Source organism: Phytohabitans maris, assembly GCF_031085175.1.
Taxonomy (GTDB): domain Bacteria; phylum Actinomycetota; class Actinomycetes; order Mycobacteriales; family Micromonosporaceae; genus Phytohabitans; species Phytohabitans maris.
In genome coordinates, this window is the sequence record NZ_JAVHUY010000015.1 from 187062 (window position 1) to 208399 (window position 21338).

At 73.8% G+C, this 21338-nt stretch carries 18 protein-coding genes; 11 read left to right on the plus strand and 7 right to left on the minus strand.

Features of this window, described 5'->3' with window-relative positions:
- Positions 1–32: 32 nt before the first annotated feature.
- Together RB614_RS18055 and RB614_RS18060 are read right to left on the minus strand one after the other, a co-directional pair.
- Complete coding sequence (locus tag RB614_RS18055) at positions 33–791, minus strand: zf-HC2 domain-containing protein (protein WP_308713692.1); 759 nt, start codon at positions 789–791, stop codon at positions 33–35.
- Complete coding sequence (locus RB614_RS18060) at positions 788–1612, minus strand: SAM-dependent methyltransferase (protein ID WP_308713693.1); 825 nt, start codon at positions 1610–1612, stop codon at positions 788–790. The genes RB614_RS18055 and RB614_RS18060 overlap by 4 nt, the downstream gene beginning before the upstream one ends.
- 75 nt (positions 1613–1687) lie before the next feature.
- Here RB614_RS18060 and RB614_RS18065 point away from each other — a divergent pair, with 75 nt between their 5' ends.
- Positions 1688–2482 carry a PPOX class F420-dependent oxidoreductase gene (locus RB614_RS18065; protein WP_308713694.1) on the plus strand — a complete coding sequence of 265 codons (795 nt, stop codon included), beginning with the start codon at positions 1688–1690 and terminating at the stop codon, positions 2480–2482.
- Positions 2483–2515: 33 nt separating this feature from the next.
- Here the strand turns inward: RB614_RS18065 and RB614_RS18070 are convergent, their stop codons facing one another.
- On the minus strand, positions 2516–3451 hold the full coding sequence (locus tag RB614_RS18070) for a DUF559 domain-containing protein (RefSeq protein ID WP_308713695.1): 936 nt from the start codon (positions 3449–3451) through the stop codon (positions 2516–2518).
- A gap of 71 nt (positions 3452–3522) precedes the next feature.
- Between RB614_RS18070 and RB614_RS18075 the strand changes: the two genes are divergently transcribed.
- The 8 genes from RB614_RS18075 (at position 3523) to RB614_RS18110 (ending at position 15065) form a co-directional block, all read left to right on the plus strand.
- Positions 3523–4377 (plus strand): LLM class F420-dependent oxidoreductase, encoded by an 855-nt coding sequence (locus RB614_RS18075; protein WP_308713696.1) that lies wholly within the window; start codon positions 3523–3525, stop codon positions 4375–4377.
- 85 nt (positions 4378–4462) lie between these two features.
- Positions 4463–5218, plus strand: a complete 756-nt coding sequence (locus RB614_RS18080; protein WP_308713697.1) for an ABC transporter ATP-binding protein — start codon at positions 4463–4465, stop codon at positions 5216–5218.
- The gene (locus tag RB614_RS18085; protein WP_308713698.1) at positions 5218–7785 is read left to right on the plus strand and encodes an ABC transporter permease; all 2568 of its coding nucleotides are present in this window, start codon (positions 5218–5220) and stop codon (positions 7783–7785) included. Before RB614_RS18080 ends, RB614_RS18085 begins: the two co-directional genes overlap by 1 nt.
- 184 nt (positions 7786–7969) lie before the next feature.
- Positions 7970–8551: a response regulator transcription factor gene (locus tag RB614_RS18090; RefSeq protein WP_308713699.1), complete on the plus strand. Its 582-nt coding sequence runs from the start codon at positions 7970–7972 to the stop codon at positions 8549–8551.
- Between the two features lie 171 nt (positions 8552–8722).
- Positions 8723–11443, plus strand: coding sequence for a class III lanthionine synthetase LanKC (gene lanKC / locus RB614_RS18095; protein ID WP_308713700.1), 2721 nt, complete (start codon positions 8723–8725; stop codon positions 11441–11443).
- Positions 11444–11457: 14 nt separating this feature from the next.
- Entirely contained in the window at positions 11458–11610 is a 153-nt protein-coding gene (locus RB614_RS18100) for a SapB/AmfS family lanthipeptide (RefSeq protein ID WP_308713701.1), read from the plus strand.
- 55 nt (positions 11611–11665) lie between these two features.
- Positions 11666–13321: an ABC transporter ATP-binding protein gene (locus RB614_RS18105; protein WP_308713702.1), complete on the plus strand. Its 1656-nt coding sequence runs from the start codon at positions 11666–11668 to the stop codon at positions 13319–13321.
- 52 nt (positions 13322–13373) lie between these two features.
- Positions 13374–15065 (plus strand): ABC transporter ATP-binding protein, encoded by a 1692-nt coding sequence (locus tag RB614_RS18110; protein ID WP_308713703.1) that lies wholly within the window; start codon positions 13374–13376, stop codon positions 15063–15065.
- 6 nt (positions 15066–15071) lie between these two features.
- Here the strand turns inward: RB614_RS18110 and RB614_RS18115 are convergent, their stop codons facing one another.
- The 4 genes from RB614_RS18115 to RB614_RS18130 all read right to left on the minus strand — a co-directional run bounded on the left by RB614_RS18115 (position 15072) and on the right by RB614_RS18130 (position 19385).
- Positions 15072–15686 carry a response regulator transcription factor gene (locus tag RB614_RS18115; protein WP_308713704.1) on the minus strand — a complete coding sequence of 205 codons (615 nt, stop codon included), beginning with the start codon at positions 15684–15686 and terminating at the stop codon, positions 15072–15074.
- Positions 15687–16010: 324 nt separating this feature from the next.
- The gene (locus tag RB614_RS18120) at positions 16011–17438 is read right to left on the minus strand and encodes a M28 family peptidase (RefSeq protein WP_308713705.1); all 1428 of its coding nucleotides are present in this window, start codon (positions 17436–17438) and stop codon (positions 16011–16013) included.
- Positions 17425–18069 carry a ThuA domain-containing protein gene (locus tag RB614_RS18125; protein ID WP_308713706.1) on the minus strand — a complete coding sequence of 215 codons (645 nt, stop codon included), beginning with the start codon at positions 18067–18069 and terminating at the stop codon, positions 17425–17427. Before RB614_RS18125 ends, RB614_RS18120 begins: the two co-directional genes overlap by 14 nt.
- Positions 18066–19385: a radical SAM protein gene (locus RB614_RS18130; RefSeq protein WP_308713707.1), complete on the minus strand. Its 1320-nt coding sequence runs from the start codon at positions 19383–19385 to the stop codon at positions 18066–18068. The genes RB614_RS18125 and RB614_RS18130 overlap by 4 nt, the downstream gene beginning before the upstream one ends.
- A 153-nt stretch (positions 19386–19538) precedes the next feature.
- Here RB614_RS18130 and RB614_RS18135 point away from each other — a divergent pair, with 153 nt between their 5' ends.
- Together RB614_RS18135 and RB614_RS18140 are read left to right on the plus strand one after the other, a co-directional pair.
- Complete coding sequence (locus tag RB614_RS18135; protein WP_173164868.1) at positions 19539–19943, plus strand: SsgA family sporulation/cell division regulator; 405 nt, start codon at positions 19539–19541, stop codon at positions 19941–19943.
- 60 nt (positions 19944–20003) lie between these two features.
- The coding region (locus RB614_RS18140) for a D-alanyl-D-alanine carboxypeptidase family protein (RefSeq protein WP_428983034.1) at positions 20004–21338 on the plus strand (1335 nt) is incomplete at its 3' end.

Consider the following 21338-nt stretch of genomic DNA (forward strand, 5'->3'; position numbering starts at 1 on the left):
AACGACTTCAGGGGAGCTTCGATCATGGTGGGTTATGCCGCGTGGCGATCGGTGCGGGCCCGGGCGGGGCGGTCGCGGACCAGGCGCAGCGCCGGGCGGGCCGGCGGCTGCTCGGGCTCGTCGAAGCGGGCCCGCCAGGCCGGGCGGGGCGTGCGCTGCCCGCCGGCCGGGCCGCCACGGGCCGGCTGCAGGCGGGAGAGGACGAGCACCAGCACGTACCCGACCAGGATGAACGCGTGGCTCAGCACCCGCCCGAGGTCGACCCGGCCGGCGATGACGTCACTGGCGGTGAGCAGGCTGAGCGCGGCCACGAACGCGGTCAGCGTCGGGATCAGCCCCGAACCCGGGCCGCGCATGAGCGCGATCCAGGCGAAGCCGGCGCCGATCGCGACGTTCCAGGCGGCGGACTCGTGCCACAGGTGGTCCGGCCCCACACCGAACGTGTGCAGGTGCCGCCCGGCCGCGAAGCCGCCGATCTGCGCCGCACCGAGCAGGAACTGCACGACGCCGAGCGCGCCGAGCGCGACCCGTACCGCCCGGACCAGGCGGGCCCGCCGGCGGCCGGGAGCGGCGGCGAGCACCTCGTCGCTGACCGTCACCTCGTGCGTGACCACGCTGGTGCGGACCATCCGGGTCACCTGGGCGGCGGCGTCGAACCACTGCCGGCACGCCGCGCAGCCGGCCAGGTGCGCGTCGGTCGCCGCGCGCTCGGCCGGGTCGTCTTCCCCGTCGAGGCGCGCCGACAGCGCCTCGCGTGACTCTTCGCACCCCACCTTGGGATAGTCGGTCATGGCGCCGGTCGAGTTCCCACCGGGTGGAAGCCGACCGCCGCGTACCCCGGGTAGTCCTCCGGGCGGTCGGGCAGCTCGTCGTCCTCCGGCCGCCACAGCGCCATGTAAACCAGGCCCGGCTCGACCAGCTCGTACCCCTCCAGGAGCTTGCCCACCTCGGCGCGCGAGCGCATGGTCATCGGCGTGGGGGTGCGGGCGTAGAAGGCGCGGTGCTCGTCGGCCTTGTCACCCTGCCCGTCGGCGGTGGCGTGGCAGACCGCGATCGCGCTGCCCGGCGCGGTGGCCTCCCGGTACCCGCCGATCACGCCGGCCGGGTCGTCGCCGTCCGCCACGAAGTGCAGCACCGCCACCAGCAGCACCGCGACCGGCTGGGCCAGGTCGAGCCCGCCCTCGGTGACGGCCAGGTCGAGCACCCGGGCGGGGGAGCGCAGGTCGGCCTGCACGGCCCGGACCAGCGGGTCGCCGTCGAGGATCGCCCGGCTCTGCGCGACCGCGACCGGGTCGATGTCGACGTACACCACCCGGCAGGACGGGTCCTGCGCCCGCGCGACCTCGTGCACGTTGCCGACGGTGGGGATGCCCGAGCCCAGGTCGAGGAACTGCCGCACGCCCGAGCGGACCAGGAAGCGCACCGCGCGGCGCAGGAACGCCCGGTTGGCCCGCATGATCTGCGGCAGCTCCGGCCAGGCGGCCATCGCCTGCGCGGCCATCTCCCGGTCGACCGCGAAGTTGTGCGCGCCGCCGAGGTAGTAGTCGTAGACCCGGGCCGCGTTGGGCCGGTCGAGGTCGACGCCGTACGGAGCCCAGTCCGGCCTAGTCACCGCACCACACTAGCCTTCCCGTCACGATTGGCCGTTCTCTTGTCACGATTGGCCGGGCCGGACCGTCCAACCCGCATGGCACGCAACCCGTACGTCACGATGGTCACACTCCTCGGCGCCCTGCTGACCGGCGCGGCCGCCGTGTGGTGCCTCGCCTCGCCCGGCTCGTTCGCCGACTTCGTGGACTTTCCGCGGCACGAGCACTTCGTCCACGACCTGGGCGCGTTCCAGTTCGGCCTCGCCGCCGCGCTGCTGCTCGCGCTGGTCTGGGCGGACGGGCTGGCCACCGCGCTGGGCGGCTTCCTCGTCGCGAACGCGGTGCACGCGGTCAACCACGCCGGCGACCTCGACCTCGGCGGCCGCGGCTCCGACCCGTGGCTGATCGGCGCGATGGCGGTCCTCGCCGGCGTGGCGCTGGTGGTGCGGCTGCGGCAGCTGGGCTGGGTGGTGGGCCAGGTACCGGTGGCGGCGAGCCCGGCCCTCGCCCCGTTCGCGCGGCAGAAGACGGTGCTGCTGACCACGTACCGCCGCGACGGCCGCCCCGGCGCCAGCCCGGTGAGCATCGCCGTGGACGGCGAGCGCGCGTACGTGCGGAGCTTCGAGAAGTCGCTCAAGACCCGGCGGCTGCGCCGCGACCCCCGCGCGGCGATCGCGCCGTCGGACGGTCGCGGTCACGTGACCGGTCCGCAGGTACCGGCGCGCATGCGCCTGCTGCACGGCGAGGAGAACCGGTACGCGGCGCGGCTGCTGCGCGCGAAGCACCCGTTCCTGCACGGCGTCGCGGTGCCACTGACCCACCGCCTCGCCCGTGCGAAGACCGGCCGCACCGTCCACTTCGAGCTCACCCCGGACCCCGCTGGCGAGATCTAGAACGTTTAGGGCGCTATTTCAGCCATAAACGTTCTAGATCTCGATGTCCAGCGCGCGGCGGAGTTGCAGCGCTACCTCGTCGGGGCGGTGGCGGACCTGCCAGGCGGGGAAGCGCAGCACGCGGTCGCCGCGGATCCAGATCTCGTTCTGGCGGCGCATGTCGGCCTCCCACTGGCGCGCCTCCATGTGGTGGGCGCCGTCCACCTCGACGTGCACGCGCTGCTTGCGCCAGTACGCGTCCAGGTAGCGGTTGCGCCCGGCCTGGTCGCGCCGCCGCTCCTGGAGGTCCGGGGCGGGCAACCGGTAACGCCGGCAGAGCTTGACGAAGTCGATCTCGGACAGCGCGGTCGCGCCGCCCTCGGCCAGCGTCAGGGTCTCCAGCGCCAGGCGACGGCGGCGGGCGCGGGGCATGGCGGACAGCACCGCGCGGACCTCGGCCGGTGTGACCAAGCGCTGCTGGCAGGCGGCCGCGACGACCGTGCGGGCCTCGTCCTCCGTCCGGGCCCATTGTGCGGCGTCGACGATCGCCCGCGGCATCGTGGTGCGCATCGGGCGGCCGACCTGCACGTGGCTCTGCGGCAGCGTCGACGTCCGATGGAGGACGACCGCCGGCATCTCCAGGGGGAGCCGGCGGCGCAGGTCGGGATAGCGGTGACCATCCGGGACCAGCAGGTGGAGGGGGCCGGGGCGGGGCCAGCGCAGGCCGCCCTCGCGCGCCGCGGTCAGGCCGGCGAGCAGGGCGCCGTCGCCGGCGGCGAGGATCGCCACCCAGCGCGCCTGGCCGGCGGTGAGCGGGCCGTTGTGGGCGATCAGTACGCCGCGGCAGAGCCGGCGCCAGCGGCCGGAGTCGAGCAGCCCGCGCAGCCGGCCGCGGCCGAGCAGCGCCGTGGCCTGGGCGGTGGTGAGGACGCCGTCCTGCTCGAAGAGGAGCCAGTCCAGCTCGCTGGCGGCGCGTCCGGGTACCGGCATCGGGCGAGTGTGCGAGCGCCGGCGGGCGGAGACAAGGGGATGCCGCCAAACCGTGGTTTAGGGTTGGGCGGGTGCGCATCGGAATCCAGATTCCCAGCTTCACGTATCCCGGCGGTCAAGAGCAGATCGCCCCCATCTTCGCCCGCGTGGCCCGGGACGCCGACCAGGGCGGCCTGGCCAGCCTCTGGGTGATGGACCACTTCTTCCAGATCCGGGGCGTCGGCGCGGCCGAGGAGCCGATGCTGGAGGGGTACTCGGCGCTGTCCTACGCGGCGGCGATCACCGAGCGGATCACGCTCGGCACGATGGTCACCGGCGTCGTCTACCGGTACCCGGGCATCCTGGTCAAGACGGTGACCACCCTCGACGTCCTCTCCGGCGGGCGGGCCTGGTTCGGGGTCGGCGCCGCCTGGAACGCGGAGGAGTCGGCCGGCCTCGGCGTCCCGTTCCCGCCGGTGGCGGAGCGGTTCGAGCAGCTCGAGGAGACGCTGCGGATCGCCAAGCGGATGTGGGCCGGCGACGAGAGCCCGTTCGAGGGCAAGCACTACCGGCTGGAGCGGCCGCTCAACTCGCCGCCCGCGGTGAGCCGGCCGCACCCGCGCATCCTGATCGGCGGCGGCGGGGAGAAGAAGACGCTGCGCCTCGTCGCGCGGTACGCGGACGCCACCAACCTCTTCGACAGCCCGGAGCTGCCGCACAAGCTGGACGTGCTGCGGGAGCACTGCGCGCGGGAGGGCCGGGCGTACGGCGACATCGAGAAGACCGTCCTCTCCGTCCTGAGCGCCGATTCGACGGCGGGACAGCTTGAGGATGTCGTGGGGCGGCTCGGTGAGCACGGCGTCGACCAGGTCATCTTCTCCGCGCGCCAGCCGCACCTGCCCAACGCCGTACCGCTGCTGGCCGACCTCGCCGCCAAAGTGGCCTAGGTTAGCGCCGCACCTTCTTCCGACCGAGGCCGCCACCCTCCTCAGGTAGGACGGATCCACCGCTTCCTGCCCTTACGGTGTGTCCATGACGACAACGACCACGGACATCGCCGCTCGGGCGGTCGACGCGTGGAAGGTATACGGCAGCGGCGAGGCGCAGGTGATCGCGCTCCGGGGAGTGAACGTCGAGCTCGAAAAGGGGCGCTTCACGGCGATCATGGGCCCCTCCGGGTCGGGCAAGTCGACGCTCATGCACTGCCTGGCCGGGCTCGACTCGCTCACCCGGGGACAGGCCTTCATCGGCGAGACGCAGATCACCGGGCTCAGCGACAGCGGGCTGACCCGGCTGCGGCGCGATCGGGTGGGGTTCATCTTCCAGCAGTTCAACCTGCTCCCCACGCTGACCGCCGAGGAGAACATCCTGCTGCCGCTCTCCATCGCGGGGCGCAAGCCGGACCCGGACTGGTACAAGACGGTCATCGAGACGGTGGGGCTCGGCGACCGGCTCGGGCACCGGCCCAGCCAGCTCTCCGGCGGCCAGCAGCAGCGGGTGGCGTGCGCCCGGGCGCTGGTGGCCAGGCCCGAGGTGATCTTCGCGGACGAGCCGACCGGTAACCTGGACTCCCGCTCCGGCGCCGAGGTGCTGGGCTTCCTGCGCAACTCGGTGCGAGACTTCGGCCAGACGATCGTGATGGTGACCCACGACCCGAACGCGGCTTCGTACGCGGACCGGGTGATCTTCCTGGCCGACGGTGCGGTCGTCGACGAGATGGCCGAGCCGACCGCCGAGGGCGTGCTCGACAAGCTCAAGGGCCTCGACGTCACCTCCGGCGGCGTCTGATGCTGCGGGCAAGCCTGAAGAGCCTCTTCTCCCGCAAGCTGCGCCTCACGCTCGCGATCGTGGCGATCGTGCTCGGCGTGTCGTTCCTGTCCGGCGCGTTCGTGCTCACCGACTCGCTCGGTGCCCGCTTCGAGCGGCTCTTCACGAGCATCAACCAGGACGTCGACGTCCAGGTGGCGCTCAGCGAGGACGGCCAGGACGAGGACCCGCAGCCCAAGCTCACCCAGGCGCAGATCGACGCGATGGCCGCGCTGCCCGGCGCGCGGGCGGTCTCCGGCGACGTGAGCGCGATCGGCGTGATCCCGTTCGACCGGGAGGACGGCAAGCCGGCGACCACCTCCGGCGCGCCGCAGATCGGCGGCGGAGTCAAGGGCGACGACCCGTTCGCGCTGGTCCAGCTCGCGGACGGCCGGTGGCCGTCCACCGACGACGAGGTCGTGATCACGCGGTACACCGCGGACCAGACCCACTCCGCCACCGGCGACCGCCTCAAGATCTTCCTGCCCGAGGTGAACGAGGCGCGCGAGTTCACCATCACCGGCACCGCGGTCTACGACGGCGACCGCGAGTCGCTCGCCGGCGAGACGCTGATCCTCTTCGAGGAGGGCTTCGCCCAGCGCACGTTCTACGGGCAGGAAGGGCTCTTCTCCGGCGCCTCGCTCGCTGCCCGCGACGGCGTGACCCAGGAACAGCTGCGCGAGCAGGTCGCGCCGATCGTGCCGAACGGCTTCGAGGCCAAGACCGGCGAGCAGGCGAACGAGGACGCGGCCAACGACGTGCAGGAAGGGCTCTCCGCTCTCACCACGTACTTCTTCGGCCCGTTCGCGATCGTGGCGCTGCTGGTCGGCATCTTCCTGATCTTCAACACGTTCAACATCCTGGTCGCCCAGCGCGCCTCGGAGCTGGCGCTCTTCCGCGCGATGGGGGCGAGCTGGGGGCAGGTGACCGGCTCGGTGCTGATCGAGGCGGTGCTGGTCGGCGTGGTCGGCTCCACGCTCGGCCTGCTCGCCGGCATCGGCCTCGGGCTCGCCGGCAGCGCCGCGCTGACCTCGCTCATCGGGGCCCAGCTCCCCGGCGCCGGCATCACCGTGGGTGCCACGCCGGTGATCCTCGCGTACGTGGTGGGCATCCTGGTCACGGTCGTCTCCGCGTTCGTACCGGCGATCCGCGCCTCGGCGGTGCCGCCGCTCGCGGCGATGCGCGAGGTCAACCGCCCGGACAAGCCGCTGCGCGTGCTGACGATCGTCGGGCTCGTCTTCGCCGTACCCGGGATCGCGCTCTTGATTCTGGGTCTTGTCGGCTCGACGCTGGCGCCGCTGCTGTTCGGCTCGCTGCTGGCGTTCCTCGGCGTGATGATCTTGTCGCCGCTGCTGACCAGGCCGCTCGCCGGCCTGATCGGCCGGGTCGTCGGGTGGGGGATGAGCGGCCGCCTCGGCGTGCGCAACGCGCTGCGCAACCCCCGCCGCACCGCGGTCACCGCCGCCGCCCTGATGATCGGCGTGACGCTGGTGAGCGCGGCGAGCGTGCTCGGCGAGTCGTTCACCCGCACGATCGACCAGACCATCAACGCGACGGTCGGTGCCGAGGTCATCGTCCAGACCAACACGACCGGGGGCCCGCCGGGCGAGGTCGGCTTCCCGGACCGGGCCACCGACCAGGTCCGGCAGCTGCCCGGCGTCGAGGAGATCGTGCCGCTCTACATCTCGATCGGGGCGCGGGTGGACGACGCCGCGCCGCCGTTCGGCGGCACGTTCGCCACGGACGACCTGGCGGTGGCGCGGGACATGTTCGCGATGAAGGCCGTCGAGGGTGACCTGCGCACGCTGCGGCCGGGCGAGTTCGTCACCGACCAGAACACGTTCGAGTCGCGTGGCTGGGCGGTCGGCCAGAGCGTCCCGATCGAGCTGGACCAGGGGGGCGAGCAGCAGTACCGGCTGGTCGGCGTCTACGAGTCCACGCCGATCTGGACCGACACGCTGATCCTGCCCAAGCAGGCGGTGGCCGACTTCGCCGGCCCGCTGGCCCTGCAGGGGTACGTCAGCCTCGACGACGGCGCCGACACGGACGCGGTGGTCGCCGACATCGAGCGGGTCATGGCCGACTATCCACTGGTGACGGTGGGCGACCGGTCGGCGCTGCTGGACCAGTTCGACAGCTTCATCGACATCGCGCTCGGCATCATCTACGTGCTGCTCGGCGTGGCCATCCTCATCGCGCTGCTCGGCATCCTCAACACGCTGCTGCTGAGCATCTTCGAGCGGACCCGCGAGCTGGGGCTGCTCCGCGCGGTCGGCCTCAACCGCCGCGGCGTGATGCGGATGGTGGGTACCGAGTCGGTGGTCATGGCGGTCTTCGGCTGCCTGCTCGGCATCATCGTCGGCGTGGGGCTGGGCGCGGCCCTGGCGGCGGCGCTCATCGACCGCGACTTCCTCACGGTGGTCGCGATCCCGTGGGTCAGCCTGATCGTCTTCGTGGTGATCACGGTGATCGCCGGCGTCCTGGCCGCGCTCTGGCCGGCCTGGCGCGCCGCCCGCCTGAACGTCCTCGAAGCGATCGCCTACGAATAGCGTGCCGCGTCAAGGTCCCGGGGCCCGGTTCGCGCCGGCCCCCGGGGCTTTTCGTTTCAGCGTGAAACGCCCTCGGTGAGGATGTGAAGCGCCTTCGGCGGAAGAACGGCGGGAGAACGGGGAGAAAAGGCGCGGGTGGTGCGCTAGTCGAGCGGTCGTCAAGTACGTGTGCTAAAGATTATCCGTGATCAGGACATTGTTGATTCTCGATGGTGCGCTGGTCCGCGGAGCGCTCGCCTTCGTCCTGTCGGCGCAGGACGACATCGAGGTCGTGGGTGAGGGCAACGGGGGCGACGACGCGGCGGCCCTGATCCGGTCGCTGCGGCCCGACGTGGTCGTGACCGACGTCGACGCGATGGCGGTCCCGCACCGGCGGCTGCCCTGCCCGGCGCTCGTGCTCGCCTCCCAGCGCCAGGCGCGGCGGCTCGCCGTGGCGGTACGCCGGCAGGCACAGCCCTGCGGCTTCCTCGGCGACCACGTCGCGCCGCAGCGGGTGGTGGACGGGGTCCGGCGGCTGGCCCGGGGCGAGCCGGTCGCCGACGCCCGGCTGGCCGCGGCGGCGCTGGCCCGGAAGAACCCGCTGACCGAGCGGGAGACCGAGATCCTGGAGATCGCCGCGACCGGGTCGCCGGCCAAGGACATCGCGGCGCGGCTGCACCTCTCGCCCGGCACCGTGCGCAACTACCTGTCCCGAGTCGTGGCCAAGGCCGGCGCGCGTACGCGTATCGAAGCCGTCCGGATAGCACAGGAATCGGGCTGGATCTGATCCACAAGCACCTATAAGTGCGATAGGTAATGCCACTATCCGCGTGTGAATTACCCACGCGTAGCCAACGCTTTCGTCATCTCGCGGAGGTGACGGCCGGCACTAGAGCCCGTCCCACTCCGTCGTCAGGATGAGCTTCGTCAATACGAAGGAACGAAGGCGGGTGGCCGTATGGACGATCGATACGAAGCGTTCTGCATGGCGAGCCCGTTGTTCTACGACGCCCTCCACTCCACCCGGAAAGCGTCGTTCCGCACCGCCGAGCGCGCCCTGCCCGCGGGCTGGAGCCGGCACGAGCGGGACGACTGGTGGATCTTCAGCAGCGGCCGGGACGTACCGGCCCAGGGGTGGAAGATCCACGTCTCGGCCACCCTCGGCAACGCCGACTGGGTCCTCGACACCGTCTGGGACTACTGCGTGCCGCGCGGCGTCGACTTCAAGTTCCTCCGCTCGCCCTCCGCGCTGCTCGCCCGCGTCTCCAAGTACGCGCCGCGCGGCTACAGCGGGAAGCTCGTCACGATCTACCCGGTCGACGACGGGGCCTGCCACACGGTCCTGCGCGAGCTCGGCGACCTGCTCGACGGCGCGGAGAACCCGTACATCCTGAGCGACCTGCGCTGGGGCGCCGGGCCGCTGCACGTGCGGTACGGGGCGTTCACCAGCCGGTTCTGCGTCGGGCCGGACGGCACGGTCGTACCCGCGATCGCCGACCCGACCGGGACGCTGGTGCCGGACCGGCGGGCGCCGGTCTTCCACGTGCCGCAGTGGGTGACGCTCCCCGACTTCCTCGCGCCACACCTGGCCGCCCGCAACGCGGTCAGCGTCGCCGACCTGCCGTACACGATCGAGCGGGTGCTCCACTTCTCCAACGGCGGCGGCATCTACGCCGGCACCGAGAAGGCGACCGGCCGCCGCGTCGTGCTCAAGGAGGGGCGGCCGCACGCCGGCATCGACGCCCGCGGCGACGACGCGGTGCGCCGGGTCGAGCGGGAGTACGACGTGCTGCGCCGCCTCGCCGGGATCCCCGGGGTGCCCGAGGCGCTCGACCTCTTCTCGGTCGGCGAGCACCGCTTCCTGGCGATGGAGCACGTCGACGGCACCCCGCTCAACAAGGCGGTGGTCCGCCGCTACCCGCTGGTCGACGCCGACCCCGGCCCGGACGCGGCCGCCGAGTACGCGCGCTGGGCGCTGCGGGTCCACGCCCAGGTCGAGCGGACCGTCCACTGTATCCACCAGCGCGGCATCGTCTACGGCGACATGCACATGTTCAACGTGCTGGTCACCGAGGAGGGCGAGACGTACCTGGTCGACTACGAGGTGGCCGCCCCGGTCGAGGAGGCGACCCGGCCGGCGCTGGGCAACCAGGGCTTCAGCCCGCCCCGCGGCACCACCGGCTTCGACGTCGACCGGTACGGCCTGGCCTGCCTGCGCTTCGCGCTCTTCCTCCCGCTCAGCAACATGACCTGGCTGCACCGGCCGGTGGTCCGCCGCCACGCCGAGGTCGTCGCCGAACACTTCCCGGTGCCGCGCGCGTTCCTCGACGAGGGGGCGGAAGTGATCGCACCCGGCGCGCCACCGCCGCCGCCCTGGCACACCGACTGGCCGCGGCTCCGCGACGACCTGGCCCGGGCCATCCTCGCCAGCGCCACCCCGGACCGCGACGACCGGCTCTTCCCCGGCGACATCGAGCAGTTCGGCACCGGCGGCGGGCTCAACCTCGCGTACGGCGCGGCCGGCGTCCTCTACGCCCTCTCCGTCACCGGCGCCGGCCGGCACCCGGAGCTGGAGCGGTGGCTGCTGCGGAAGGTGGCCGCCCCGGAGAGCGGCACCCCGCTCGGCCTGTACGACGGTCTGCACGGTGCCGCGTTCGTCCTGGACCACCTCGGCCACCGCCAGCCGGCGCTGGACACGGTCGACCTGTGCCTGCGGGAGGACTGGGAGCGGCTCGGCCTCGACCTGCGCGGCGGGCTCGCCGGCATCGGGCTCAACCTGCTGCACCTCGCCGACCACACCGGCGAACCGGCGCTGCGGGTGGCCGCGCACCGGGCCGCCGAGCTCACCGCCGAGCGACTGGGCACAGTGGACTCCGTACCGGCGACCAGCGGCGGCGCCAACCCGTACGCCGGGCTGATGCGCGGCTCAGCCGGGGCGGCCCTGTTGCTGCTGCGCGCGTACGACGACACCGGCGACCGCGGGTACCTCGACGCGGCCGCGGTCGCGCTCCGGCAGGACCTGCGCCGCTGCGTCACCCGGGACGGCGGCGAGCTGCACGTCGACGAGGGCTGGCGGACGATGCCGTACCTCGACGTGGGCAGCGTCGGCATCGGCCTGGTGCTGGACGAGTACCTGGCCCGGCACGACGACGGCGAGTTCGCCGCGGCGGTACCGGGGATCGAGCGGGCGGCACAGTCCACGATGTACATCCTGCCCGGCCTCTTCTCCGGCCGCGCCGGCATCCTGCTCTACCTGGTCGGCCACGGCCCCGACCGGGGGCTGTGGCGATCCGGAGCTGGGCGCGAAGCGACCAGCCCGGATCGAACCGGCGTCCGGGGCGGAAGCGAGCGGAGCGAGCCAACCAGGACGGTCAGCGACCCGCTCGTGGCCAAGCAGGTGCGCAACCTGGGCTGGCACGCGCTGCCGTACGGCGGCGGCTTCGCCTTCCCCGGCACCGCGCTGATGCGCCTGTCGATGGACCTCGCCACCGGCACGGCCGGGGTGCTGCTGGCGCTCGGCGCCGCCCTGCACGGCGAACCGGTGCACCTCCCGCTGCTGCACCCCAGCGCGTGGAGCGCCCCGGACGCCGCGGCCCCGCGGACTCCCGCGCCCGGCCGGTGGGACGCCGCCGCACAGTCTCCCGCGCCGACCGGCGCGGGACAGGTAACACCAACCTAGAGGGAGGTGCCGCGATGGCACTGCTCGACCTGCAGGCGATGGAGACCCCGGCGACCGAGCTGGGCAACAACAGCAGCCACAGCAACCACAGCTGCTCGGCCAGCGACCTGAGCGCGCTGCTCTGCGGCGACCACAGCGTCCTGTCCGTGACGCTCTGCCACAACTGATCCACCGCGCCCCAGCCTCCGGGCCGTACCGGCAGGGCCTTCGAAGGGAGTCTATGTGACGGCGACGTTCGGCGCGGTCGTCCGAAAGGGCGGCGCGGGACTGCCCGTCATCGCCCTCTCCGCGCTGGTGGGCTCCGGCGTCACGCTCGCCCTCCCGGCCGTGCTGGGGCGGGCGATCGACGCGATCGTGGCCGGCGCGGCGCCGGGCGGCTGGATCACCGTCGCATGTGGACTGATCGGGCTCGGCATGGCCGCCGAGATCGCCGGCGCGTACGCGGCCGCCGCGAGCACCGCCGGCGCCACCGCCTGGCTGCGCGACCGGCTGGTCCGGCACACGCTCGCGATCGGGCCGCGGCGGGCCGGCGCGTTCGAGACCGGCGACCTCGTCAGCCGCGTCTCCGGCAACGCCGTCGAGGCCGCGCAGGCCGGCCCCTCCGCGGTCGCCGCCGCCACCGCGCTGCTGCCGCCGGCCGGCGCGCTGGTGCTGCTCGCCGCCGTCGACCCGTGGCTGGCCGCCGTCTTCCTCGCCGGGCTCGTGCTGCTCGGCGCGGTGCTGCGGGCGTTCACCCGGCACACCGCGGCGGCCGTCACCGCGTACCAGCGCACGCAGGGCCGCCTCGCCGCCCGCCTCGCCGAGTCCCTCGCCGGCATCCGCACGATCGCCGCCGCCGGCACGGTCGACCGCGAGCGGCGGCGGATCCTCGAACCGCTCGGCGCCCTGCGCCGCGAGGGTGCCGACACCTGGCGCGTGCTCGGCCGTTCCAGCGCCCAGGCCGCCGCCACCGGCCCGCTCCTGCTCGTCGCCGTGCTCGCCACGGGCGGGCTCGCCCTCGCCGCCGGGCGGATCAGCGCCGGCGACCTCTTCGCCGCCAGCCGGTACGCCGCGATCGGCGCCGGCCTCGGCTCCCTCACCGGCGTGCTCGGCCGGCTCGCCCGCTCCCGCGCCGGGGTGCGCCGCGCCGCCGAGGTGCTCGACATCCCCACCGTCCGGCATGGACCGTCCACAGTGCCGGAGGGACCGGGCACAGTGGAGTTCCAGGGGGTCTCGGCCCGGAGCGACGGCGGCGCGCCGCTGCTGGACGGCGTCGACCTGGTGCTCCCCGGCGGGGCGACGGTCGCGGTGGTCGGCCGGTCCGGCGCCGGCAAGTCGGTCCTCGCCGCCCTCGCCGCCCGCCTGCGCGACCCCGACGCCGGCCGGGTGCTGCTCGACGGCGTGCCGCTGCCCGACCTCAGCCGCGCCGCGCTGCGCACGGCGGTCGGCTGCGCCTTCGAACGCCCGGTCCTGGTGGGCGGGACGGTCGCCGACGCCGTCGGGCTCGGGCTTTCCCGCGACCGGGTACGCGCGGCGGCGTACGCGACGCACGCACACGACTTCGTCAGCCGGCTCCCCGAGGGGTACGACACGGCGCTGGCCCAGGCGCCCATGTCCGGTGGCGAGGCGCAGCGGCTGGGGCTGGCCCGCGCGTGGCACGCCGAGCGGCTGCTGGTGCTGGACGACGCCACGTCCAGTGTGGACACCGCGACGGAGGTGCGGATCGCGGCCGCGCTGACCGGGTCGGGCGGCGGCCGTACCCGGCTCGTCGTCACCCACCGCGCCGCCACCGCCGCCCGCGCGGACCTGGTGGTGTGGCTGGCCGGCGGCCGGGTGCGGGCGGTGGGCCGGCACGCGGACCTGTGGGCCGACCCGGAGTACCGCGAGGTCTTCCGATGAACCACCCCACGAAAACGCTCCGCTGCGCTCCACGTTTACGCGGGGGCCCCGGGTGAACCCGGTGCTTCGGTACGCGGTCGCGGGGCTGCGCCGGCGCCCGGCGCTCGCGCTCGCCGCCTGGTCGGTGCCGGAGGCGCTCCCCTCGGCGCTGCTCGGCCTGGCGGTCGCGCGGGCGGTCGACGACGGCTTCCTGGCCGGCCGCCCGCGGGTCGGGCTCGCCTGGCTCGGCGCGCTCCTGCTCTGCGGCCTGGCCGGCGCGGTCGGCGCCCGGCAGGTCTTCCGCGCCCTCGGCGACCTGGTCGAACCGGTCCGCGACGACCTCGTCCGCCGGGTGGTGACCGGTGCGCTGCGGGCCGGCGCGGCGGGACGGGCCGACGACGGCGCGGTGGCCCGGCTCACCCGGCAGGTGGAGATCGTCCGCGACACGTACGCCGGCCTGATCGTCGTCTGCCGCGGCTTCCTCGTCACCGTCGCCGGCGCGGCCGCCGGGCTGCTCTCCGTGGCGCCGCTGGTGGCGCTGCTGATCCTGCCGCCGTTCGCGCTGGGCTGCGCGATGTTCGTGGCCACGCTGGGCGTCGCCGCCGGCCGCTACCGCGCGGCCGTACGGGCCGACGAGCGGCTCGCCGCCACCGCCGGTACGGTGCTCGCCGCCACCCGCGACATCGCCGCCCGCGGCGCCGAGGAGCACGCCGCCGCGATGGTCGCCGGCCCGGTCGCCGAGCAGGCCGCCGCCGAGCGGGCCCTCGCCGGGGTGGCCGCGCTGCGCACCCTCTGCTTCGCGGTCGGCGGCTGGGTCCCGCTGCTCGCCGTGCTCGCCGCCGGGCCCTGGCTGGTCGGCCGGGGCGTGACGGCCGGCGCGGTCCTGGGTGGACTGACCTACGTCCTCTTCGGACTCCAGCCGGCGCTGAGCCGCCTCTTCGCCGGCCTCGGCGGCAGCGGGCTGCGCTTCGTGGTCACGCTCGGCCGGGTCCTGGAGGCCACCGACCGGCCGGCGCCGCCACCCCGCCCGGCGACCCCGCGCGGGTACGCGGTCGCGCTGCGCGGCGTGACCTTCGGGTACGGCCGGCACGCCGAGCCGGTGCTCCGCGCCCTCGACCTGGACCTGCCCGAGGGCGACCACCTCGCGGTCGTCGGGCCGAGCGGCATCGGCAAGTCCACATTGGCCGGTCTGGTCTGCGGCCTGCTCGAGCCGGGCGCCGGCACCGTGCTGGTCGGCGGCTGCCCGGCGGTCGAGGTGCCGGAGCGGGCGCGGGTGCTGATCCCCCAGGAGGCGTACGCGTTCGCCGGCTCGCTCCGTGACAACCTCAGCTACCTGCACCCGTCCGCGCCGGACGCCCGGGTGGCCGCCGCGGTCGAGGCGGTCGGCGCCGCTCCGCTCGTCACCCGCCTCGGCGGCCTCGACGCCACCCTGCGCCCGGCCGAGCTCTCGGCGGGGGAGCGGCAGCTGCTCGCCCTCGCCCGCGCGTACCTCTCACCCGCCCCGGTCGCGGTGCTCGACGAGGCGACCTGCCACCTGGACCCGGCGGCGGAGCGGGTGGCGGAGGAGGCGTTCGCGGCCCGCCCGGGGACGCTGGTCGTGATCGCGCACCGGATCAGCTCCGCGTTTCGCGCCCGGCGGGTGCTGGTGCTCGACGGTACGGGTGCCACGCTGGGCGGGCACGAGACGCTGCTGGCGAGCTCGCCCCTCTACCGCGAGCTGGTCGGGCACTGGACCGCCGCCGGCACCCCGACACCGACGCCCTGACGCGGGTCAGATCCAGCCGGAGTCCTGGGCGATCCGGATCGCCTCGATGCGGGTGCGGGCGCCGGTCTTGGTGAGGACGCGGGACAGGTAGTTGCGCACCGTCCCGGTGCTCAGGTAGAGCCGCTGCGCGATCTCCTTGGCCGGCGCGCCGTCCACCGCCAGGCGGAGCACCTCGCACTCGCGCTCGGTGAGGGGGTTTTCCCCGGCGGTGAGCACGGCGACGGTGACCTCGGCGTCCAGCACGGGCTCGCCGCGGGCCAGCTGGCGCACGCTCTCGACCAGGTCGTACGGCGAGGTCTCCGCGCCCAGGAAGCCGACGCGCGGAGCCAGGCGGGCCAGGGAGCGGCCGACGCCGGCACCGGACTGGCGGTCGAGCAGGATCAGCACGCCGCAGGCGGGCAGCGCGGCGCAGAGCGTCGGGCAGAGCTCGGCGATCGCGACCGGGCCGGGGAGGGCGACGTCGAGCACCGCGACGTTCGGCTGGTCGCGGCGGGCGCTCGGGAGCACCTCGTCGGCGCGGGACAGCTCGGCCACGACCTCGATGTCGTGGGCCGACGCCATCACGGCGGACAGCGCCTCGCGGACCAACCGCCCCCGCTGGCCCAGCAGGACCCGAATCACCCAGCACCTCGCTCGCCCCGGCGCCGCCCGGGGCGCCACCCCACCCGCGCGGCGCGGCCACGCTGCCGCGCTGCTCACCGCATCTACGCGTACAGGCAGCGATCGATCCGTAACACAGCGGTGAACCGCGCGTCATCCTAGCCGGGTGTCGATGATCGCTTGGGCCGCTGGCGCCGAAGAGCGTGGGTCTGTCGGAAACGTGATTCTCGGCGGGCGGGAGAAAAGGGTCCGGCCACGCATTTCGCGCGGCCGGAAAGCGCCACGGCGACCGGGTCCCACCCGGCCGCCGTGGCCACCGCCTCACCGGAGACGGGGGAGCACCGGTCAGCTGGACGCGGGAGTGGGGAAGGCGACCGGGCTGCGCAGCCCGTCGCGGTCCACCGCCCGTACGCCGAAGAAGACGTTGTCCTTGGACAGGTCGATCGTGGTCGTGGTGACGTCGCCGACCGGGATCACGTGCGTCCACTCCGGCGCGGTCGTCTCCCGCCACACCACCTCGTACCCGGCGAGGTCCTGATCTGTGCCACGCTGCCACCGCAACGTGGTGTCGTTGGTGAGCGCGGCGGTGAGGATGTTGACGCCCTTGGGCGTCCCGGGGCCGTTGGCCAGCGACCAGAGCGCGGCGCCGTTGACCTTGGCCACCCGGGTGATGAACCCGAAGTCGCAGAACTCGGGCAGGTCGCCGAACTGCACACCGCCGTCGACCCGCACGTCCTGGTGCTGGTGGCGGAAGTCCTCGTTCGGCTCGGTGAAGCGGCCCGCCGGATATCCCTGCTGGAGGTAGGAGATGTGGTCGCTGCCGCGCAGGTAGCGGTCGCGGCGGTAGATGACGCGGACGTCCATCCCGGTCGCGTCGGGCTCCGCGACGTCCTGCACGAAGCGGGCGAGCTGGCGCGACGGCGAGTCGTTTTCGCCACCCACCGACTGGCGGACCGACGCCTCGGCCGGCGTCTCCGCGGTCGGCACGCCCTCGGCGAAGAGCCGGATCGTGCGCGGGTCGCGGACGCCGTCGTCGGCGAGGCTGCTGCCGACGATGTCGTTGCTGAACATGCCCTGGACGTCGGTGCCGGCCGCCTTGTACTGGCGGGCCTGGAACGCGGACCCGAACAGCCCCTGCTCCTCGCCGGCCACCGCGGTGAAGACGAGCGTCGCCGCCGCCGGCCGGGTGGCGAAGAGCCGCGCGAGCTCCATCACCACGGCGACGCCGGACGCGTCGTCGTTGGCGCCGGGGGAGTCGGAGGTGCCGTCGAGCACGTCGGTGACGCGCGAGTCGTAGTGGCCGGAGATCACGTACACCCGCTCGGGCGAGGCGGTGCCGCGCAGGGTGGCCACCACATTCGTGATCACGGTGGGCACCGGGATGCGCGGCCCCGCCTCCTGCGTGAACGACTGCTTTTCCACGGTCATCCGGCCGCCGGCCGCGGCCGCGTACCCGCTGAGCTCGTCGAAGATCCAGTCGCGGGCGGCGCCGATGCCGCGGACGGGGTCGTCCTGGCTGGAGAGGGTGTGCCGGGTGCCGAACGCGGCGAGGCGGCGCACGGTGGCCTCGATGCGGCGGCGGTCGATGTCGTCGAGCAGCGCCCGCAGGGCGCGGCTCGGCCGTTGGGGTTGGATGGGGCGGCCCGGCCCGGGTGGCGTCCCATGGCCGCCGGCCGACGCCGGGGCCGCGGCGCCCGCGATCAGCGGTACGGCGGCGGCCGCCGACGCGGACGCGATGAAGGCCCGTCGAGAGGTTCTCTCATCTATGCCCATGCGTGGATATGTTAGTTACCCACTCCAGCGCTTTCGAGAGATGCTTTCGAAACGCCGGCTCGGCGTACGACTCGATCGTGTGGCCCAGCGCGGTGTAGAAGGCCCGGCCGCCGAGCCGCTCGTGGCACCAGGCGAGCGGGTGGTCCGCGCCCATCCCGCCACCGGCGTACGTCGACTCGTCCACCCGCAGCAGCACCCGCGCGTCGGGGCGGGAGCGGAAGTCGTACCACTCGTCCACCCGCGCCCAGGCGGCCGGGAGGTAGGCGGTCGCCGGGTGATCCGGATCGGACACCGTGATCGTGGCGGGCTGCACCGCCGGGTGCTTGTCGAACCACGCGCCGACCAGCTCGCCGTAGAACGGCCAGCCGTACTCGGTCGCCGCCGCCGAGTGCACGCCGAGGAAGCCGCCGCCACCCCGCACGTACCGCTCCAGCTCCGCGCGCCCGGCGCCGGTGAGCACGTCGCCGTTGGTGTTCAGGAAGACGACGGCGTCGACGCCGGTCAGGTCCTCCAGGGCCGTTGGATCTTCCGTGGCGGCCACCCGCGGGTGCAGCTCCCGCATGGCCCGCACGCCGGCGGGGATGGAGTCGTGCCGGAACCCGGTCGTGCGGGAGAAGACCAGGACCCTCACGCGCTCACGGGCGCGTCGGCGGGGAGCGTGTCCATGAACGAGCTCACCGAGAAGACCGCGTTGCCGGCGCCGGGCGGGCCGTACCCGGGCGGGGTCGACAGGCCGTTGGCCTCCATCGTCGCGCGGTACGTCTCCAGCAGCCGGATGTGGTACTCCAGCGGCGCGCCCTGCGGGTTGGTGCGGCCGAGCGGCGTGGTCGGTTCCGGACACCACGTGGTGAAGCGGGGGAGGATGCCGCGGGACATGAAGTACTCCAGCCCCTCCGCCGTCGACGCGATCGCCTCGTCCACGGTGGTGAAGCCGAACGGCTCGGCCATCTCGATCCCGGCCACGAAGTTGGGGATCACGTTGCGCGGCCCGAAGACCTCCGCCGACTCCAGGATCCGGCGGTGCCACTCCGCGCGCCCCACGTACCGCTCCTTGCCCGGGCAGTAGAGCTCGAAGAGGCGCTTGTCCCACACCTCGTAGTTGGGGTGGTAGATCCGCACCCCGTAGTCGTGGAAGCGCTGCACGTCGGCGCGGGGCAGCGCCTGCGCCACCACCTTGCCGATCCACCGGCCGGGAAAGCGCTCCTCGATCGCCTTGGCGTACCGCCCGTAGAAGTCGGCCTCCGCCAGACCGTCCACCTTGGACGTCACGCTCCCGCCGGTCAGCGTGTACGCGTGCGAGGTGCCCGCGGTGTCGTACCGGTCGATGATCGCCAGGGCCTCCAGCACCTCGTCGACCGGCTTCACCCCCGTGTACGGCCGGCCGGCCGCCTTGTGCTGACGCCAGTTGTGGTTGATGTCGCAGTACTGGCACTCCTCCTTGGCGCCGAAGTACTGGCAGACCCGGAAGACCGTCAGGTAGATGAGATAACCCCACTGGATCGTGGGCGCGACCTCCATGACCGACTTGCCGTTGGCCAGCGTGTGGCGGTAGTAGTCGGGCATCGGCGGCAGCCCGACGTCCGCGATGGGCCGGCCGTCGAGGTGCAGGCGCGCCACGCCGTCGTCACCCGCCATCACCCGGTACGGCGAGTCGGGGTTGACCCGCACGGACACCACCGTGCGGCGCAGCTCGTACGGGCCGCCGGTGAGCACCACCTCCTCCGGCGGGCGGCGCAGCGCCGCGGCGCCGAGCTCGGGGAGGGTGCGGTGGTCGAAGGAGAAGATGAAGTACGACTTCGGCTTGACCTCGCCGTCGTCGCCGTCGGTGAGCACCGAGTCGTCGAAGGCCATGCCTCCGCGGAGCAGATCTTCCTTGAGTACGGCCTCCCGCGGGATGTGCGGGAAGCGGCCCATGAGGTCTTCGACAAGATCCGTGCGCGTCCGCATGGCCTCCAGACTGCCACCTCCGGCCGCCGTCCCGCGCGATCATCCGCCCCGCGTGTGCCCCCGATCACGCTCTGCTCTGCCCAGGTGTCTTTTCGGATTCAACCGAAGCGCGGTTGCCAACGTACATATAAGGTCTTCGACGAGGAGGATGGGTTGGCGACGAAGCGCTCGGCATGGCAGCTCCTGGAGGGCCATGCGTACTCGGCGACGGTGGACGGCAGGGTCAGCGTCGGGCTGGGCTATGCCGCGGACGACCCGTACGCGGTCCATCTGATCGTCAGCGCCGACGCCACCGCGGCGTCCTGCTGGGTCTTCGCGCGCGACCTGCTGATCGCCGGCCTCACCGGCACGGCCGGGCAGGGCGACGTGCTGGTCGGACTCCAGCCCGGCGGCACGGTGGTGAGCGTGGTGCTGCGCAACGGCCGCGACGTGCTCGGCATCGACCTGCCGCGGCTGCCGCTGTGCCGGTTCGCCGCCGACATGCTGGCGATCGTGCCGCGTGGGAGCGAGGCCGGACACGTCGACCTGGACGCGGAGCTTCGTTCGCTGCTCGCCTGACTCGTGGCTCAGCGTCGCCGGGGGATGCGCCGGGTCCTCTGTTTGGCTAGCCTGTTCGCGATGAACGGACGGGTCCTGGTCGCGGCATTGGTCAGCTCGATGCTGTCAGCGGTACCCGTGGTGGTGTCCGGGTCTCCGGTTTCGGCCGCGCCGGGCGGTGCCCATTCGGGTCCGGCGGCGGCCGCTCGGTTGGCCGCGCCGGTCGTGCCGTGCCCCACCGAAAAGCTCTCGCCGCCCCCGCAGCGCCCGCCGAAGCCCAAGCCACCCGCCCTCGACCCGGCCAACGCGCGGGTCGGCGGCGACGCGCTCGCCACCACCGGCCTCGCGATCCCCGCCGGCGCCGCCGCCCCACCCAAGCTCACCGCGAGCACGTGGCTGGTCGCCGACCTCGACACCGGGCAGGTGCTGGGGGGCTGCGACCCGCACGGGTACGAGACGCCGGCGAGCGTGCAGAAGGTGCTGCTCGCCGCCACGATGATCCCCAAGCTCGACCCCAAGCAGGTCGTCCAGGTGACCCGCGAAGACCTGAACATCGAGCGCGGCAGCTCGGCGGTCGGCCTGCTGGAGGGCGGAAAGTACCCGATCGAGACGCTCTGGTACGGCCTCCTCTTCGACTCCGGCAACGACGCCGCCAACGTGCTCGCCCGGGTCGGCGGCGGTGACAAGGGGCGGGCCGGCGGGGTGGCCGCGATGAACGCGCAGGCCCGCCACCTCGGCGCCCTGCAGACCCACGCGGTGACGCCGTCCGGGCTGGACGGCGCGGGCCAGTTCACCAGCGCGTACGACCTGGTGCTGATCGCCCGCGCGGCGTTCGCGCTGCCCGACTTCCGCAAGTACGTGGCGACGAAGACCGCGAAGATCCCGCCCCAGCCGCCCAGGGACACCCGCGGCTTCCAGATCCAAAACGACAACGCCCTGCTGGAGAACTACCCGGGCGCGCTGGGCGGCAAGAGCGGCTTCACCACGCTGGCCCGCCACTCGTTCGTGGGCGCCGCCAAGCGTGGCGACCGTACGCTGGTCGCCGCGGTGCTCGGCGCCGAGGCCCGGCCGATCCGCGCCTCCGAGCAGACCGCCAAGCTCCTCGACTGGGGCTTCGCCCTCCCCGCGGACGCGTCGGTCGGCCGGCTGGTCGAGCCCGGCGAGCTCGACCCCAAGCCCACCCCGCCCGCGGACCGCGCCGCCGCCGCGGAGGGCGCGGCCGCACGACCCGCGGACGGCATACCCGGCTCGTCGCCGGCTGCGGTCATCGGCCTGACGGTCGCGGTGGTCGCCGTGGTCCTGGTGATGCTGGTCGCCGCCACCCGCCGCCGCGCCGCGGTCCGCGCCCGGCGAGCCGCCTTGGCCGAACGCCGCGCCGCCCCGGACCGCGCCCGCCGCCCGGACCCCCCACCCGCC